This window comes from Gordonia pseudamarae, assembly GCF_025273675.1.
GTDB lineage: Bacteria > Actinomycetota > Actinomycetes > Mycobacteriales > Mycobacteriaceae > Gordonia > Gordonia pseudamarae.
The window spans coordinates 5,061,975-5,079,565 of sequence record NZ_CP045809.1; the positions used below are offsets into that span (position 1 = coordinate 5,061,975).

The window sequence follows — 17,591 nt, forward strand, 5'->3', positions numbered from 1 at the left end:
CGCACAAACCTACAGCCAGCCGCCGTGGCCGCCCAGGAGCCGCTGCAGTCCACGCAGTTCGTTATCGGATTCGGTGGCCCCGACCCTGTCGCCGGCCTCGGCCGCCCAGGTCACAATCATCGACGCGAGCATCTCGGCTTCCCATTCTCGATCATCGGAGTAGCAGGTCCGCCGCAACGCCGCATCCGAATCCTGCGCATCCGGCAGCCCGCCGGTGAGGAGGGCCGACTGATCGCCGAGCAGCTGATGACCGGCGATCAGGTGACCGAACTCATGAATGATGATCTGATTCTGATGCATCGTCGACGTGTTGGCCTGATAGAAGAAGTAGTCGGCGTCCTCGGCCGCGAGCCACACACCGTTCGGCATGGCCGTCGGCAAGGGATAGGCGATCAGCTTGATGTCGCGGCCCCGGCGCGTACCGTAGCGCTCGCACAGCTGAGCTGCGTTGAGGGGAAGATCGAGATCGAGACCCTTCAACGCACGCCGACATAACGCGCGCAAGGCGCGTTCATCGCGTCGGCCATGACCATCGGGCGATTTCCGGTCACGACGCATGAGCCGAGCCGGAAATATGCCGCACTACCGATCTTGGCGCGGTCAGTCTTGGCTCTGCTGGCCGCCGACGACACGCAGGCGTTGCGCGTCGGAGATCTGGTCCTGAGCCCCCGTCGACAACAGATCCGGCGGATCCTTGGGCAGTCCCTGCTGCTCGCGGAGCACCTTGATCAGTTCGTTGACCACGGTGACCGAGTCGCTGGACAGGCCGGCCAGCCGGAATGCGGCGAGCTGGACGTTGGTGTCGGCCTGCAGACGCATCAGATCGATCTCGTCGCGGGTACGCTGCGCGGCCCGGTCCTCCAAGAAGTAGTGCACGTCGACGCCGAACGCCGCCGCGATACCCTCGACGGTCCGGAACGACGGCGACTTGGCCTTACCCGAACGCAGCTGACTCAAATAGGATTCGCCCAGCCGGAACCCGCGCTCGGTGGAGCGGGCGGCGATGGCCTTGGCGCTGTAGGCGCGGCCGTTGGGCCCCGGTACCGTGCGGAACAACTCCTCGAGCCGACGCGCGAACAACCCCGGATCCACTACGTCCTGACGCGGCCGTGCGGGCTCCGCGGTCCCGTCATAGCGACGGGCTGCTGCACCCTCTGGCTTTTCCGTACCTCGTGAACTCAAATTCATCTCCCCGGAAAAAAGCTTGCTGTCGTAAACATTAAAGCCCCCCACGCATCCCCTTTGCAACGCTGCGTAACATTGGGGTGACCCAATAGAGGTTTACACGAGTGTCCCCCGGTCAGATGACACACCTCAGCAAAATTGTGAGGCGTTTCACACTGAGATGCGGTAACGCACCGCACCCAGTCACTCCTCCTACGGGCAATTGCCGACTGGTTTCACACGCCGAAGGAGTCCCGGCCGCAGTGCGCAATGTGACAATGGGCGGTGTCACCAACCTGGTCAGGACCGCCACAACCTGGAGAATATCTTGACCCACCGCGTAAGTCAGCCGCGACGACCACGCCGCCTGCGCCGGATCGGCGCCGCACTTCTCGGTCTCATCTCCATCGGCCTGCTCCTTCTCGGCGCCGGCCTGAGCGTGGCCGACCCGGACAGCCGGGGCGACGACTCGCCGAGATCCGGCAGCGGACACAGCAGCGGATCCCAGAACGACGGCCGGTCCCAGAACAGCGACAGCAGGTCCGAGAACAGGGGCAGCGGGTCCGGCAACGGCGGGACACACGCCTCTGACGGCAACGGGGGCGGCAACAACGGCAACGGACCCGGCAACGGCAACGGCCAAGGACCCGGCAACGGACCCGGCAACGGCAACGGCCAAGGACCCGGCAACGGACCCGGCAACGGCAACGGCCAAGGACCCGGCAACGGACCCGGCAACGGCAACGGCCAAGGACCCGGCAACGGCCAAGGACCCGGCAACGGCAACGGACCGGGTGGACCCGGTCACTGCCATAACCGGCCGCGCCACTGCGACGGCGGAACCACGACGCCCACGGTGACCACCGAACCGACCGAGCCCACCGAGCCCACCGAGCCCACCGAGCCCACCGAGCCCACCGAAACCACCGAAACCACGACATCCGGCCAGACCGAAACCGAACCGACGACGACCGAGACGACGACGACCGAGACGACGACGTCCGAGCAGGAGACGTCCGAGCAGGAGACGTCCGAGCAGGAGACGTCCGAGCAGGAGACGTCCGAGCAGGAGACGATCACCCAGGGCATGGTCGAGCCGCCGATCCGGAATCAGATCACGGCCGGGCCCGCGACCAGAGAATCCGGTTCAGACAACTCCGGCGACCCGGGTACCGACGAGTCCGCCGACAGTCCCGAGACATCCGGCACCGACCAGCCCGTACCGTCCGCTCCTCCCTCGCGGAATTCACAACAGGCGAATTCCGACTCGGGCAACGGCGCAGCGTCCGCGGGCGGCGGTGGTTCGGGCGGCGGCCCGGGTGACGGCGGTGGTTCCGGTGGTTCCGGTGGCGATGCTGTCGCGGCCGGGGCACCTGCCGACCCTGCCGCCGGCAACAGCGGCAACGGGGCGGGTGGCGGACCGTCCGCAGGATCGGGACCGGCCGCGTCGGCCCCCGACACCCCGCCCGCCGCGATTCCCACGGTTCAGACCGCGTCGGAATCCGATCTGCGCAGCATCCTCATCGGCATCGGCCCGGGCATGCTGCTGATGCTCGGGGCGGTGGCGTTGGCGGGCAGCGGCTCGTTCCTCGACTCGCTGAAATCACTGGCCCGGACGTAGCCGATCGGGCGGTGGCCCCGCCGGCCGCAGGTCGTCGACGTGGGGGATGTCGGCGACCTGGGGTCCGGTCATCCACTCACGCAGTACCTTGGTGGCGACGACGTCGTCCTCGTTGTACTCCAGCAGCCGGGTGCGCTGACCCGGATCGGGACGGCCGCCGGCCAGGCCCACCGCTTCGGCGTACCAGTCCATCGACGCCTCGCCACCTGCCTCGGGATCACGCCAGCGGTGCCCGGCGACCGGCGCGACGCGCTTGAGGCCCTTGCCCCCGGGACTGATGAAGTTGTCGCCGACCGCCTCGAACACGTCGACCCACTCCTGGGAGCCGATGAACGCCTCGACCTCCGCGCGGGTGGGGATGCCCGGCATACCGCCGAAGCGATCGGCCGATCCGAGTAGCCAGCGATTCTCGGCCTGCTGCGAATAGCAGTACGCGGCGAACGTCTTGCCGTCGGCGCGCGCCTGTTGCCGCTGCTCACACAGCCAGATCCAGAACTCGGCGAACGAGCGGGCCTCATCTGCGGTGGGCAGCGGCGTCCAGGTGACGAACGGCCGGTACAGCACGGGTACGCCCGGGTCGGTGGTATCGGTCAACAGGGTGCCCCACAGGTAGGCGCCACTTTCCCCGAAGCTCTCCATGTCGACGTCCACCTCGACGTCGGCGCGATGGATGCGCGGCGTCCGGACGCGGCGGATCAGCGGAACGTCGGCCAGCCAGGCGGCCGCGGTGACCACCGCATCGTCGAAGTCGCCACCGGCCCAGTCTGCGGGTGGTTCACCGACGTACGCGGCCAGTTGTTCGACGGTGGCGATGCCGGCGACGGCGAGCGCGGCGGCCTGCGCGCCACGCACGACGAGGCTGACGTCGCGGCGGGCGACCAGCTCGGTCTCACAGTGCGGCCACCAGATACAGCCGCGGCATTCGGAGATACGGTGTGCCCGGGTGCGCACGAGTCCGTCGGCGACCGCCCGTCGGCGCGCGAACACCTCGGCATAGTCGGCGAGCACCGGCGCCATGTCGTGCACGACGATGCAGTCCGCGTCCAGCCCGATCACGCCGGCCGGCAGGGAGCCACCGGAACCACGGCCGCCGGGGTCGACGCCGCCCTGATCGGTGCCCCCGCAATCAGTACCGCGATCAGTGCTGTCGGGGTCGTCGGATCGCTCGACGCTTACAGGTGCGATCACCGGCGTCGGCGCGAGCCCAAGATCCATCAGCATGGTGACCAGCTGCGCCAGCCGCAGTTGGTCACGTCGGTTGCCGCGCGAGGATCGCGTCCGGTCGGGACCGGGCGACCATCTGCCCAGTGGGCTCGTGACGAGCCCGGATACCGAATCGGCCGGGTCGTCGCCGGGCGGCCTGTTGCGCGTCGCGGGGTAGGTGACCCGGTGGTTGACGACGATGACAGGGATGTACCCGGCGTTCTCCTCGCCCGGGTGTCCGGGCCGGTCGGGATCCGGGCGCGGCCCGTCCTGCACCCACGCCCCGTCGAGGTATCGCACCCGCACGAGCAGTTCGCTGTCGCCGCGCCGTCCCCGCTCGCGGTCGGTGGGCAGCGTTGCGTTCCAGATCCATCTCACCTCGTCGGCGCAGGCCCGGCGGGTCGCGGCGACACGTTCGACGCGGGAGGCGTCCGAGTCGATGACGCGGAACGTCTCCGCGCCGGTCAGGTCGCCCCCGTGCAGGTCACGCAGCATGTCGCGAACCCGCCCACGATGGTCGGCGGCGGCCGCCTTGCGCCGGGCGACCGACGGTGTGTCGGCCGTCTGGCCACCCACGTCCGCCGCGGCTTCGGTGTGCGCGGAATCGAGGGCCAGCCGATGCTCGCAGCCCGCGAGATCCCTCGCATGAAGCACCGTGCGCATCGAGCACTCCCTTCGTCCGCCGGTGTGCACGCCATTTGTCGGCGTGCCATGGGTTCACGTCGACCCTATGTAATGCTTGTATCTAGGCGGGGCCGGGGCGTGTCTCCCGGTTCCACGGTCCGCCGGCACGCCCGGACCCCGATCACCGCGACATGACAGCTGAAAGGCCCGTGATGGGATTGTTCTCGTCGGATGGAAAGACCCGCGCGCAGCGGCGGGCGGACGCCAAAGCACTCAAGCGCAAGGCCAGACTCGAGGCGAAGGCCCAGCACTCCGAGCAACGTAAGGCGCAGAAGAAGCATCTCAAGGACGAGCACAAGTTCCGCAAGAAGGACCTGAAGGCCGAGCGCAAGAACGTCAAACACGCCGCGAAGGCACAGACCAAGGCCGCCAAGGCCGAGTCGAAGACGATCGCGGCCAAACAGAAGGCCGCCGAGAAGTCCCGCAAGGTGACACCTGCCAACATCAAGCGCTACCTGACCGTCGCCCGGCTCGTGTCGCCGGTGGTGGCACCGTTGGCCTACCGCGGTGCGATCGCCGCCCGTGAGCAGCTCAACCAGTTCAAGGCCACCCGCGCGGGGGTGGCCCCCGAGCTGCTGGCCCGGTACTCCGGCCACGGCGCCCCGCTGGCCGCCCGCATCGAATCGGCCCGGGCGGCACTCAAGCAGGTTCCGGGCAAGGATGCCTCAGCCGACACCGGTGCGTTCGTCGACGCGATCAACACGCGCCTGGACAATCTGGCGATCGCCGTCGATGCCGCCGAAACGATGCCCCCCGCCCAGCGCCGGTCCGCTCACGCCTCGATCGACTCCGAACTCGGCGCCATCGACGCCGACATCCTGGCCCGGCTGGGCGTACGCGCCTAAGGCGTGTCGGGCTTTCCGGAACAACACGGCCGGATCGGACGCCTTGTCCGATCCGGCCGTCTTCGTACTGTGCGGCGGTAGGCGTGACCGGCGACTACCGTCCCGGCAGGTACTTGAGCGCCCGAACAGCCGTCGGGGTGATCGCCCGATAGATGTTCTGCGGCACGAACGGCGCCCGGTCGATCCCCAGGAACCGCTGTTCGGCGACGGTCTGCGATTCGGTGTACTTGAGCAGTCCCTCGGTGCCGTGCCGTCGCCCGACACCGGAGATGCCCATCCCGCCCATCGGCGCCGCGGTCGACGCCCAGGCCGCCGCGTAGCCCTCGTTGATGTTGACGGTTCCGGCGCGCAGCTGGTCGGCGATGGCGTTGGCCTCGGCGCTGCTGCCCGCGAAGACGCTGGCGTTGAGGCCGTACTCGGTGTCGTTGGCGCGTGTGATCGCCTCGGCGGTGGAGTCGACCGGGTAGATCGACACGACGGGCCCGAAGGTCTCCGAGGCGTAGCAGGTGGCCTCGTCGGTGACGCCGGTCAGGACGGTAGGTTCGAAGAAGAACGGGCCGAGGTCGGCGCGCCGTTTGCCGCCGGCCACGATCGTCGCACCCTTGGCGACAGCGTCCTGCACATGGGCCTCAACGGTGTCGACCTGTGCGGCCGAGGCGAGCGATCCCATGTCGGCGTTGAAGTCGTAGGTCGCGGCCAGCGTCATGTTCGTGACGTATGCGGCGAACCGGGTGGTGAACTCGTCGGCGATGCTCTTGTCGACGTAGATCCGTTCGATGGAGATGCACAGCTGCCCCGAGTTGGAGTAACAGGCGCGGGCCACACCCGGTACCGCCTCGTCGAGGTTGGCCGATGCGGTCAGGATCAGCGGGTTCTTGCCGCCGAGTTCGGCGGAGAAGCTGATCAGCCGGCGACCGGCCTGCTCGGCCAGCGAGGCACCGGTCTCCGAGGATCCGGTGAACATCACGTAGTCGGTGGTGGCCATGATGGCCTGGCCGACGACGCCGCCGGGACCGGGGACGACGGCGTACAGCTCGCGCGGCAGCCCGGCCCGGTAGAGCAGTTCGGCCAGTGCGAGCGCACAGTACGGCGTCTGGCTGTCGGGTTTGATCACCACCGCGTTGCCGGCCATCAGTGCGGCGACGGCGTCGGACACGGCGAGGGTGAGCGGATAGTTCCACGGGCTGATGACGCCGACGACACCCTTGGGCTGGTACCGCACGCGAACGCTCGTGGCACCGGGCAGCATGCCCTTGACCTTGTGCTCGGCCAGCATCCTGGGCCCGTTGAGCGCGTAGTAGCGGGCGGTCAGCGCGACGTCGAGGACTTCTTCCTGCGCGTAGGCGCGGGCCTTGCCGGTTTCGGCCTGCGCCATATCCATGAGTTCACCGGCGTGCTTGTGCACGAGTTCGGCGAACGCGTCGATCACCTTGGCGCGTTTGGCGGTGGACAGCTGCGCCCACCCTTCCTGCACGACGCGGGCGCGGTCGACGGCGGTCTGCAGGTCCTCGGCGGTGGCGACGGGGATGGTCGTCATCTCCGCACCGCTGAACGCCTCGAGCACGGGACGGGTGGCGCGGTCCTCGGGTTTGTCGATGGCCGCCAGCTCACGCAGCCGGTCAAAGGTTTCGGGGGTTGGCTTGGCCATGATGGATGCCTCCTGGGCGGTCTGGAGCTGGGGTGTCCGGCGCTACGCGCCGCCCACGGGGGCGACGAGCACGATGCCGTCGTCGTCGGAGTAGGCGATGTCGCCAGGATTGACGGTGATCCCACCGATGGTCAGCGGCACGTCGCGCTCTCCCGCACCGGTCTTGGTCGACTTTCGTGGGTTGGTACCGAGCGCCTTGACACCGATCTGCATGCCGCCGATGGTCTTGGCGTCCCGGATGGCGCCGTGCACGATGACGCCGACCCAGCCGTTGGAGCGGCCGAGTTCGGCGATGATGTCGCCGACAAGTGCGGTGTGCACCGAGGCGTCACCGTCGATGACCAGCACACCACCGGGGTTGGGCTCGCTCAGAACGGACTTGAGCAGCGCATTGTCCTGGAAGCACCGGACTGTGCTCACCCGGCCGACAAACTCGCGGACGCCGCCGTACTGGGTGAACTGGGTGTCGCAACTGCGCACGTCGGCACCGATCTCATCGACGAGGTCAGCGGTGGCGGTGAAGGTGAGATCGCTCATGCCGATCAAGCATAGGTGTGTACGACGGTCTTGCCTACCCGCGGGTAAGTTCTTCTCGCCGATTCGGTCGGCGATACTGGTGACCATGTTCGATGTGCCGATTTCCGACGATTCGATCCGATTGGGCCAGTTCCTCAAGCTCGCCAACCTGGTCGAGTCCGGCGCCGACGCCAAGGGCGTCCTCGCCGACGGTCTGGTCCGCGTCAACGGCGAGACCGAGATTCGGCGGGGGCGGCAGCTCGCGGTCGGCGACGTCGTCGAGATCGACGGCGAATCCGCGCGCGTCAGCCCCGCCTGACCGGTCCCGACTGAGGTCAACCTCATTCGGTACGCTTCATCGGGTCCACGTCGACGCAGGTCACAGGCAATGGTGGAGCGTGATTCACACCTCCCGGAAGTCGCTATGAGATTGGACACCATCTGTTACCGATGAGATGAATGTGGCTGGTGGGGTATTTTCTCGCCCGTTCGGTAACGCCCGGTGTGCCACCATCGAACTACGCCATGCACGTCGGTCAACCGATGTGTCGAGTGCAAATCTCCCGGATCCTACAAAAATTTCACTATCGTGAATTTTTGTCCTAGAGTGCTCGGCGTTGGCTCGTTGTCGTAGTTTTCGAGGATGTGACCGGTCATGAAACTGACCTCGGTGTTTCAGCACAGGGTGTTACAGCACAGGGTGTTTCAGCACAGCGGGGTGTTCCACGGCGGAACCTCCCGGAGTGCTTCCCGACGTGGCCGCACGGCACAGATGTTCCCGGCGGAGGCCGAGCGCCTCGTCACCCAGGCCGAACTGCAACGCCTTCTGTCGGTCTGAGCACACCCGCCATACCCATGTCGCCACCTCACCGGTGGCGACAGACCGCAACGGTGCGCCCGGGGTGTCCGCATCGCCGGCGGTCCGCCACGGCCTGCCGGAACACGCCGTCGAGCACCTAAGATTCATCCGGTGAGCAGGCTCCGGCCCGGCGACGTCTTCGCCGGCTACACGATCGAACGCGAGCTGGGCGCCGGCGGCATGGGCGAGGTGTACCTGGCCCGGCACCCGCGGCTGCCCCGGCACGACGCTCTCAAGGTGCTCGCCGCCGGACTCGGGGACGATCCCCACTACCGCGCCCGATTCGAGCGCGAGGCCGACGTCGTCGCCGCTCTGCGCCACCCGTCCATCGTCGGAGTCCACGACCGCGGCGAGTTCGACGGGCGCCTGTGGATCGCGCTGGACTATGTCGACGGACACGACCTCACCCGGCACGTGTCCGCGGATCGGTTGCCACCCCGTGAGGTGGCCCGCATCATCGCGCAGATCGCCGACGCCCTCGACGCCGCCGCCCGTCATGGCCTCACCCACCGCGACGTCAAACCCGCCAACATCCTGCTCGAGGACTCCGGCCGGGCGCAGCTCACCGATTTCGGCATCGCCCACCCCGGCCAGGAGTCCACCCGGCTCACCGGCACCGGCGTGGCCCTGGGCACCGTCGCCTTCGCCGCACCCGAACAACTCCAAGGCCACGGCGTCGACTCGCGCGCCGACCAGTACTCGCTGGCCTGCACCGCTTTCGCACTGCTCACCGGCACCAACGTCTACTCCGGCGGCAGCGTCGCCGCGATTGCCCTCGCGCACGTGCGTGACCCGATCCCCGCGGCGAGCGCACGTGCCCCGGGATGGGTGCCGCCCGCCGTCGACGGAGTGCTCGCCCGTGGCCTCGCGAAGGACCGGGACCACCGCTATCGTGACAACCGCACCTTCGCCGCGGCTCTCACCGAGGCGGTGACCGCGCCGCCGCGTACATACCCGGCCGCGACGACGTTTCCGCCGCCGCCCGCCGCACCTCACCCGACCGCATCACCCCTGACCGTATCGGCTCCGACAACGCCGCCACCGACCCGGCCCGTCCCCCACACCGCCGCACCCATCGCGGCACAGTACCCGCCGGACCCGACGGGGATGCCGTGGCAGGTCTCCGGCCCCGGGCCGGCCCATCCCGGATCGCACGGCACACGACCACCCGGCACCGGGCGCCACCGGTGGCTGCTCATCGGCGCACTCGTCGTGGTGGTGGTTCTCGTGGCGGGCGCTGTCACGACATGGCTGTTCACCTCCGACGACTCCGACGACGACACTCCCGGCCGCGGCGCAACCCTGTCGGCCCTCGCCTCCCCGCGAACCGAACCGTTGTGGACGTGGGCACCTACGGTGGTGTCCGACCAATACCAGGAAGATCTCGGAATCGTCGGCGGCACCAGCAGGTACGCGGTCGCGGTGAGCAAGAGTTCGTCCGGGGCGACCATTCTGGGCGTTCTCGACGCGGCCGGCGGCAAGACCGTCCGCACGATCACGCTCAGCGACAGGCCGGTTGCGGTCAAGCGCTGTCAGCAACTGGGTGACCCGGGTTCGTCGACGCTCGTGTGCTGGGGTGCCGACGTCGAGTCGGTGGGCGACCCGCAACCCTATGTCATCGATGTCGCGGCGGGCACTGCGGACAAGACCGATGCCGAAGGTGACTATTTCGCGGTGACCGGCGACAACTACGTACTCGTCGCCGATGACGGCGTGTACGGCGGCTCAGCCGGCCGAAAGAACTTCGCGGTCACCGGGGTCACCGTGCCCTCGTCATACCCTGTGGTCAACGGGTCGCCGGTCATCGATCTCAAACCCTCGACCGGGTCGGGGAAGGAGTCGCTGCACCGCGTCACCGACGGCAAGGCCGTCCACACCCTCGACGACGACCGCGGCGAATCCTGGCAGCCGTTCGCGAACGGCTTCGTGGTGCGCACGGAATCATCCGATTCCGACAGGCCGCCCACATTCACCTTCTACGACGCCGAAGGCACCGTCACGGCCGAGATGTCCGGCGAGTGGACCTTGCCGCTGCCACCCACCGACAGCCCGATACCGCCCTCGGTCGCCCCGGTGCCGGTCCTGCTCAACACCTCACAGACCGCCATCGCCGCATTCGATCCGGTCACCGGAAAACAACTGTGGCAGAAGTCATATCAGATTGACTCCCCCAATTCCGCCGAAGGCTTCGGCAGCAAGATCGTCCTTACCGCATCGGGCAACGAGTTTGAATGGTTCGACGCCCGGGACGGCTCCGGCGGTTCGATGTACGTCCCGCCCAAGGGCACTCAGGCCGGTTCCCCACTCGGCAGCGACGGCGTCCGGTTCGCGATGCTCTCGCGCCCCGCCTATGGCGGCACCGGCCCCCAGGAACTCCTGGTGTTCGAGCAGAACAACGCGAACCCGATCTGGCAGATGCGCGTCCCGACGTCCGGCCAGTACCCCGGCGCCCCGGTGATCGCCGGCGGCAAGGTGTACGCCGGTGGCGGCCTCGAATTCGGTGACCGCCGAATCCTGTAGAGCTACCACACCAACACCCCCTTTCGCCGGGTGAGGTGCGCGGAGCGCATGCGACGAGCCTCGAAACCCCACGGGACAACAACGAGTCCACACACGAGGTTTCGAGGCTCGCGGGCTCAGCGTTGGGCGACCTGCGTCGGGACGATCGGCGCGGGCAGCACGGTGTGGCCTTCGAGGAACTTGTCGACGGCTGCGGCCGCGGCCCGACCCTCGGCGATGGCCCAGACGATCAACGACTGTCCGCGGCCGGCGTCGCCGGCGACGAACACGCCGGGGACCGACGATGCGAAACTGTTGTCGCGCTTGATCACGCCACGCTCACCCCACTCGACGCCCAGCTTGTCGAGCAGGTCTTCGCGTTCGGGACCGACGAAGCCCATGGCCAGCAGGACGAGGTCGGCCTCGAGGGTGAAGTCCGAGCCTTCGACCTTCTCGAACCGTCCGGCCACCATCGTCACCTCATGGGCTTTGAGAGCGGTGACCTTGCCGTTCTCCCCGACGAACTCCTCGGTGTTCACCGAGAACACCCGGTCGCCGCCCTCCTCGTGCGCCGAGGACACCCGGTACATCAGCGGGTAGGTCGGCCATGGGGTCGAACCGGCGCGTTCCATCGGCGGGCGAGGCATGATCTCGAACTGGTGCACGCTTTCGGCGCCCTGGCGCAGCGAGGTGCCGAGGCAGTCGGCACCGGTGTCGCCGCCGCCGATGATGACGACCTTCTTGCCGGTCGCGGTGATCTGACCGGGGACGGTGACATCCCCCGTCGCTCCGCTCGCCCAGGTGTCGCCGTGCTGGATCCGGTTGGCCTGCGGCAGGAACTCCATCGCCTGGTGGATGCCGTCGAGTTCGCGGCCCGGGATCGGCAGGTCACGGCCGATGGTGGAGCCCACGGCCAGGACGACGGCGTCGAAGTCCTCGCGCAGTTCGTCGACAGTCACGTCGACACCGACGTTGACACCGGTGCGGAAGACGGTGCCCTCGATCTGCATCTGTTCCAGACGCCGGTCGATGAAGCGCTTCTCCATCTTGAACTCGGGGATGCCGTAGCGCAGCAGACCGCCGATGCGGTCGGCCCGCTCGAACACGGTGACCCCGTGGCCGGCACGGGTGAGCTGTTGCGCGGCGGCCAGACCGGCAGGTCCCGAACCGATCACGGCGACGTTCTTGCCGGTCTTGACCGTGGGCATCACCGGCGCCACCCAGCCTTCGTCGAAGGCGTTCTCGACGAGTTCGACCTCGACCTGTTTGATGGTCACGGCCGGCTGGTTGATGCCGAGAACGCACGACGCCTCGCACGGTGCCGGGCACAGCCTGCCGGTGAACTCAGGAAAGTTGTTGGTGGCGTGTAGGCGTTCGATGCCTTCGCGCCAACGATCCTTGTACACCAGGTCATTCCACTCGGGAATCAGATTTCCCAGCGGGCAACCGTTGTGGCAGAACGGGATACCGCAATCCATGCAGCGGCTCGCCTGTGTCTTGAGGTGCCCCTTGTCGAAGTCGGTGTACACCTCTTTCCAGTCGAGCAGCCGCAGTTCCACCGGACGACGGTCCGGCAGTTCCCGCTCGGGGTGGTTGAGAAAACCTCTGGGATCAGCCACGAGCCGCCTCCATGATCGCTTCGTTCACGTCCCGGCCGCTGGTCTCGGCGGCCTCGATTGCCAGGAGCACCCGCTTGAAGTCGCGGGGCATGACCTTGACGAAATCCTTCTGCGCGGTGTCCCAGTCGTCCAGGATCGCCGCCGCGACGGGCGAGTCGGTCTCCGCCAGGTGCTCACGCACGATGTCGGCGACGAATCGCAGATCTTCCACGTCGAGCGCCTCGACATCGACGAGTTCAGGGTTGAGATTGCCCGGACGACCTTCTCCACCTTCGAGTTTGCATTCCGGATCGTACAGGTAGGCGATACCGCCGGACATGCCGGCCGCGAAGTTGCGGCCGGTGGCGCCGAGCACGATCACCCGGCCACCGGTCATGTACTCGCAACCGTGGTCGCCGATACCCTCGACGACGGTGGTGGCACCGGAGTTGCGGACACAGAAGCGTTCGCCGACCACACCGCGCAGGAAGATTTTGCCGCCGGTGGCGCCGAATCCGATCACATTGCCGGCGATGATGTTGTCCTCGGCCACAAAGCCTTCGGGGGCGTTGCGGGCCGGGCGGACCACGATCTTCCCGCCCGAGAGGCCCTTGCCGACGAAGTCGTTGGCATCGCCTTCCAGGCGCAGCGACACACCCTTGGGCACGAACGCGCCGAAGCTGTTGCCGGCCGAACCGGTGAGCCCGATCTTGATGGTGTCGTCGGGAAGTCCCTGCGCGCCGTACACCTTGGTGACCTCGTGGCCGAGCATGGTGCCGACGGTGCGGTTCACGTTGGTGATGGTGGTGGTGTGCTCCACCGGTTTGCCGGAGTCGATGGCCTCGCGGCAGGCGGCGATCAGTTGCTGATCGAGCGCCTTCTCCAGACCGTGGTCCTGTTTGCCGGAGCAGTAGAAGTCCTGGTTCATGAACGGGGACTCCGGCTGCGCCAGCACCGCGGACAGGTCCAGCTTGCCGGCGTTGGCGGACTTCCAGTGCGCCAGTGCCTTCCGCGTGTCGAGGGCCTCGGCGTGGCCGACGGCCTCCTGCAGGGTCCGGAAGCCGAGTCGGGCGAGCAGTTCTCGGACCTCTTCGGCGATGAACAGGAAGAAGTTCTCCACGAACTCCGGTTTGCCGGCGAAACGCTCACGCAGCAGGGGGTTCTGGGTGGCCACGCCCACGGGGCAGGTGTCGAGGTGGCACACCCGCATCATGATGCAGCCGGAGACCACCAGTGGCGCGGTGGCGAAACCGAACTCCTCGCCGCCCAGCAGTGCGGCGATCACCACGTCGCGGCCGGTCTTGAGCTGACCGTCGACCTGCACGACGATGCGGTCACGAAGACCGTTGAGCAGCAATGTCTGCTGCGTTTCGGCCAGGCCGATCTCCCACGGCGCGCCCGCATGTTTGAGCGAGGTGAGCGGGGAGGCGCCGGTGCCGCCGTCGTGCCCGGAGATGAGCACCACATCGGCATGTGCCTTCGACACACCCGCGGCAACGGTACCGACGCCGAGCTCGGAGACGAGCTTGACATGGATCCGTGCGGCCGGGTTGGCGTTCTTCAGGTCGTGGATGAGCTGCGCCAGGTCCTCGATCGAGTAGATGTCGTGGTGCGGCGGCGGCGAGATCAGGCCGACGCCCGGTGTCGAACCGCGCACCTCGGCCACCCACGGGTATACCTTGTGCGGCGGAAGCTGACCGCCCTCACCGGGTTTCGCACCCTGGGCCATCTTTATCTGGATGTCGGTGCAGTTGGACAGGTAGTGCGAGGTGACACCGAACCGGCCCGACGCGACCTGCTTGATCGCCGACCGGCGCCAGTCACCGTTCTCGTCGTGGTGGAAGCGGCGCGGATCCTCACCGCCTTCGCCGGAGTTCGACCGGCCGCCGAGACGGTTCATCGCGATTGCGAGCGTCTCGTGGGCCTCGGCGGAGATGGAGCCGAAACTCATGGCGCCGGTGGAGAATCGCTTCACGATCTCCGCGGCCGACTCGACCTTATCGATCGGGATCGGATCGCGGTCACCGAAATTGAAGTCGAACAGGCCGCGCAGCGTGCCGAGCCGCTGCGTCTGGTCGTCGACCATCTTGGTGTACTCCTTGAACACCGAGTACTGCCCGGTGCGCGTGGAGTGCTGCAGTTTGAACACGGTGTCCGGGTTGAACAGGTGGTATTCACCCTCACGGCGCCACTGATATTCGCCGCCCACCGGCAGTTCGCGGTGCGCGAGTTCGGTGGGACGGTCGGTGAACGCCAGGTCGTGCCGGGCGGCGACGTCGGCGGCGATCTCGGCGAGACCGATGCCGTCGAGCTGGCTCTGCAGGCCGGTGAAGAACTCGTCGACGGTGTCCTGCCCGATTCCGATGACCTGGAACAGCTGGGCGCCGGTGTAGGAGGCGAGCGTGGAGATGCCCATCTTGCTCATCACCTTCAGCACGCCCTTGGAGGCGGACTTGATGTAGTTGGCACGGGCCGTCTCGAAGTCGATGCCGGTGAGTGCGCCGCGCTCGATCATGTCCTCGATCGACTCGAACGCCATGTACGGGTTCACCGCGGCCGCGCCGAAGCCGACGAGTGCGGCCACGTGGTGCACCTCGCGGCAGTCGCCGGATTCGACGATCAGGCCGACCCGGCTGCGTTTGCGTTCACGCACCAGATGGTGGTGTACGGCGGCGGTCAGCAGCAGCGACGGGATCGGCGCCAGCGTTTCGTCGGACTCACGGTCGGAGAGCACGATGATCGAGATGCCCTGGTCGATGGCCGCGCTGACCTGCGCGCGCACCTCGTCGAGTGCCGTGCGCAGCCCGTCGCCGCCCTCGGCGACCGGGTACAGGCCGTGGATCTGCCGACTGCGCAGGTGCGGCAGGTCGTTGTCCTCCTCGATGCGCACCAGCTTGGCCAGGGCGTCGTTGTCGAGCACCGGCATCGGCAGCACGATCCGGCGGCACGATCCGGGACCGGGGTTGAGCAGGTCGGCCTCGGAACCGATGGTGGAGCCGACGCTGGTGACGATCTCTTCGCGGATCGCGTCCAGCGGCGGGTTGGTGACCTGTGCGAACAGCTGCTGGAAGTAGTCGAAGAGCATCCGTGGCCGTGCGGACAGCACCGCGATCGGGGTGTCGGTGCCCATCGAGCCGATGGCCTCGGCGCCCGACTTGGCCATCGGTGCGACCAGCAGATTCAGTTCTTCGTTAGTGTATCCGAACACCAGCTGCCGCAGGTTCACCCGGTGGTGCGGCATGTGCTCGTGCGGGCGGCTCTTGAGGTCGTCGAGCGTGAGCAGGCCCTCGTCGAGCCACTGCTGGTACGGGTGCTCGGCGGCCAGTTCGTCCTTGACCTCCTCGTCGTCGACGATGCGGCCGGCCTTGGTGTCCACCAGGAACATGCGGCCGGGCTGCAGGCGCAGTTTCTGTACCACGTCGGCGTGGTCGACGTCGAGCACGCCCACCTCCGATGCCATCACGACGAGGCCGTCGGAGGTGACCCAGATGCGGCTCGGGCGCAGGCCGTTGCGGTCGAGGACGGCGCCGACGACGTCACCGTCGGTGAAGCACACCGACGCGGGTCCGTCCCACGGCTCCATCAGCGATGCGTGGTACCGGTAGAAGGCCTTGTGTGCCGGTTTCATGGTCTCGTGGCGTTCCCACGCCTCCGGGATCATCATCAGCACCGCGTGCGGCAGGCTCCGGCCGCCGAGGTGCAGCAGTTCGAGCACCTCGTCGAAGCGGGCGGTGTCGGAGGCCCCGGGTGTGCACGCCGGGAAGATCTTCGCGGCGGCGTCCTCGCCGAAGGCGCTGGTGTCGATGAGCGCCTCGCGCGCCCGCATCCAGTTCTCGTTGCCGGTGACGGTGTTGATCTCGCCGTTGTGGGCGACGCGGCGGAACGGGTGCGCCAGCGGCCACGACGGGAAGGTGTTGGTGGAGAACCGCGAATGCACCAGGCCCAGAGCCGATTCGAGGCGGTCGTCCTGCAGGTCGAGGTAGAACTCGCGCAGCTGCGGGGTGGTCAGCATGCCCTTGTACACGAAGGTCTTGCCCGACAGACTCGGGAAGTACACGGTTTCGCGGCCGGGACCGTCCTGACCGGCGCCCTTCGCGCCGAGTTCGTACTGCACACGCTTGCGCACGACGTACGCGCGGCGTTCGAGCTCCATACCGTCGGCGTCGCCGGCACCGGCGCTCAGCGAGATGAACAGCTGCCGGAAGGTGGGCATGGCGTCACGGGCGAGCGCGCCGATCGACGAGTCGTCGATGGGCACCTCGCGCCAGCCGAGCAGCCGCAGACCTTCGGATTCGACGATCTTCTCCACACCCTCGCAGGCCAGCCGGGCGTCCTCGGCGCCCTGCGGCAGGAAGGCGATGCCGGTGGCGTAGGCGCCTTCGGCGGGCAGCTCGAAGTCTACGGTCTCCCGCAGGAAACGGTCAGGGACCTGCAGCATGATGCCCGCACCGTCACCGGTGTTCGGTTCGGCTCCCGCCGCACCGCGGTGTTCGAGGTTGACCAGCGCCATGATGGCCTTGTCGACGATGTTGCGGCTGCGCCGCCCGTACATGTCGACGACGAATGCGACACCACAGGCGTCGTGCTCGTTGGCAGGGTCGTACAGGCCCACGGGGCCCGGAGCGTGCTTCATTTCGGCCTCACTTCGTGCGCGGCATCACCTGCGCACCCGAGTTCACAGTTCGTCTGCGTCACCAAGGGATCCGGGCCACCACAGGGTGTCGGCCCATTGATCGGTGCGGATTCGCAGTTCGACTTCGGACTCCGGAGTCACTCCGTGAGACGGGTACCGATCGTGGGTGCGGTTGTGCCGCGTGACATCGGTGGACCGTTCTCACCGCGTCTGTAACGACTGGGGCTGCCAGGGCTGTTTCCGCGCGCGGTTGGAGCAAGTGTCCGGTTCGTCAGCGCCGTTGCTGACCCGGCCAGCGCCGTTGCTGACCCAACATTCTTG

General features: G+C 67.6%; 11 protein-coding genes. 4 read left to right on the plus strand and 7 right to left on the minus strand.

Annotated features, from left to right (window positions below):
* Positions 1-9 precede the first annotated feature (9 nt).
* Complete coding sequence (locus tag GII31_RS22145; protein ID WP_213245554.1) at positions 10-558, minus strand: hypothetical protein; 549 nt, start codon at positions 556-558, stop codon at positions 10-12.
* Between the two features lie 42 nt (positions 559-600).
* On the minus strand, positions 601-1,182 hold the full coding sequence (locus GII31_RS22150; RefSeq protein WP_246222008.1) for an XRE family transcriptional regulator: 582 nt from the start codon (positions 1,180-1,182) through the stop codon (positions 601-603).
* A gap of 310 nt (positions 1,183-1,492) precedes the next feature.
* Here GII31_RS22150 and GII31_RS22155 point away from each other — a divergent pair, with 310 nt between their 5' ends.
* Positions 1,493-2,785, plus strand: coding sequence for a hypothetical protein (locus tag GII31_RS22155; RefSeq protein ID WP_260840201.1), 1,293 nt, complete (start codon positions 1,493-1,495; stop codon positions 2,783-2,785).
* Here the strand turns inward: GII31_RS22155 and GII31_RS22160 are convergent.
* Positions 2,768-4,651 (minus strand): TM0106 family RecB-like putative nuclease, encoded by a 1,884-nt coding sequence (locus GII31_RS22160; protein WP_213245560.1) that lies wholly within the window; start codon positions 4,649-4,651, stop codon positions 2,768-2,770. The genes GII31_RS22155 and GII31_RS22160 overlap by 18 nt on opposite strands.
* Positions 4,652-4,824: 173 nt before the next feature.
* On the opposite strand from GII31_RS22160, the gene GII31_RS22165 reads away from it, so the two are divergent.
* A complete protein-coding gene (locus GII31_RS22165; protein WP_213250892.1) occupies positions 4,825-5,517 on the plus strand; it encodes a DUF6474 family protein in 693 nt (230 codons plus the stop codon).
* A 94-nt stretch (positions 5,518-5,611) separates the two neighbouring features.
* Here GII31_RS22165 and GII31_RS22170 read toward each other — a convergent pair whose 3' ends face one another.
* Positions 5,612-7,168 carry a succinic semialdehyde dehydrogenase gene (locus GII31_RS22170; RefSeq protein WP_260840526.1) on the minus strand — a complete coding sequence of 519 codons (1,557 nt, stop codon included), beginning with the start codon at positions 7,166-7,168 and terminating at the stop codon, positions 5,612-5,614.
* Between the two features lie 39 nt (positions 7,169-7,207).
* Positions 7,208-7,702 (minus strand): ribonuclease E activity regulator RraA, encoded by a 495-nt coding sequence (gene rraA, locus GII31_RS22175; protein ID WP_213245564.1) that lies wholly within the window; start codon positions 7,700-7,702, stop codon positions 7,208-7,210.
* Between the two features lie 85 nt (positions 7,703-7,787).
* On the opposite strand from rraA, the gene GII31_RS22180 reads away from it, so the two are divergent.
* Both GII31_RS22180 and GII31_RS22185 read left to right on the plus strand, forming a co-directional pair.
* Positions 7,788-8,000, plus strand: a complete 213-nt coding sequence (locus tag GII31_RS22180; RefSeq protein WP_213245566.1) for an RNA-binding S4 domain-containing protein — start codon at positions 7,788-7,790, stop codon at positions 7,998-8,000.
* Between the two features lie 651 nt (positions 8,001-8,651).
* Positions 8,652-11,060 (plus strand): protein kinase domain-containing protein, encoded by a 2,409-nt coding sequence (locus GII31_RS22185; RefSeq protein WP_260840202.1) that lies wholly within the window; start codon positions 8,652-8,654, stop codon positions 11,058-11,060.
* A 116-nt stretch (positions 11,061-11,176) separates the two neighbouring features.
* On the opposite strand, the gene GII31_RS22190 is transcribed toward GII31_RS22185, so the two are convergent.
* On the minus strand, positions 11,177-12,658 hold the full coding sequence (locus GII31_RS22190; protein ID WP_213245568.1) for a glutamate synthase subunit beta: 1,482 nt from the start codon (positions 12,656-12,658) through the stop codon (positions 11,177-11,179).
* Positions 12,651-17,270 carry a glutamate synthase large subunit gene (gene gltB, locus GII31_RS22195; RefSeq protein ID WP_213245570.1) on the minus strand — a complete coding sequence of 1,540 codons (4,620 nt, stop codon included), beginning with the start codon at positions 17,268-17,270 and terminating at the stop codon, positions 12,651-12,653. Before gltB ends, GII31_RS22190 begins: the two co-directional genes overlap by 8 nt.
* Positions 17,271-17,591 lie beyond the last annotated feature (321 nt).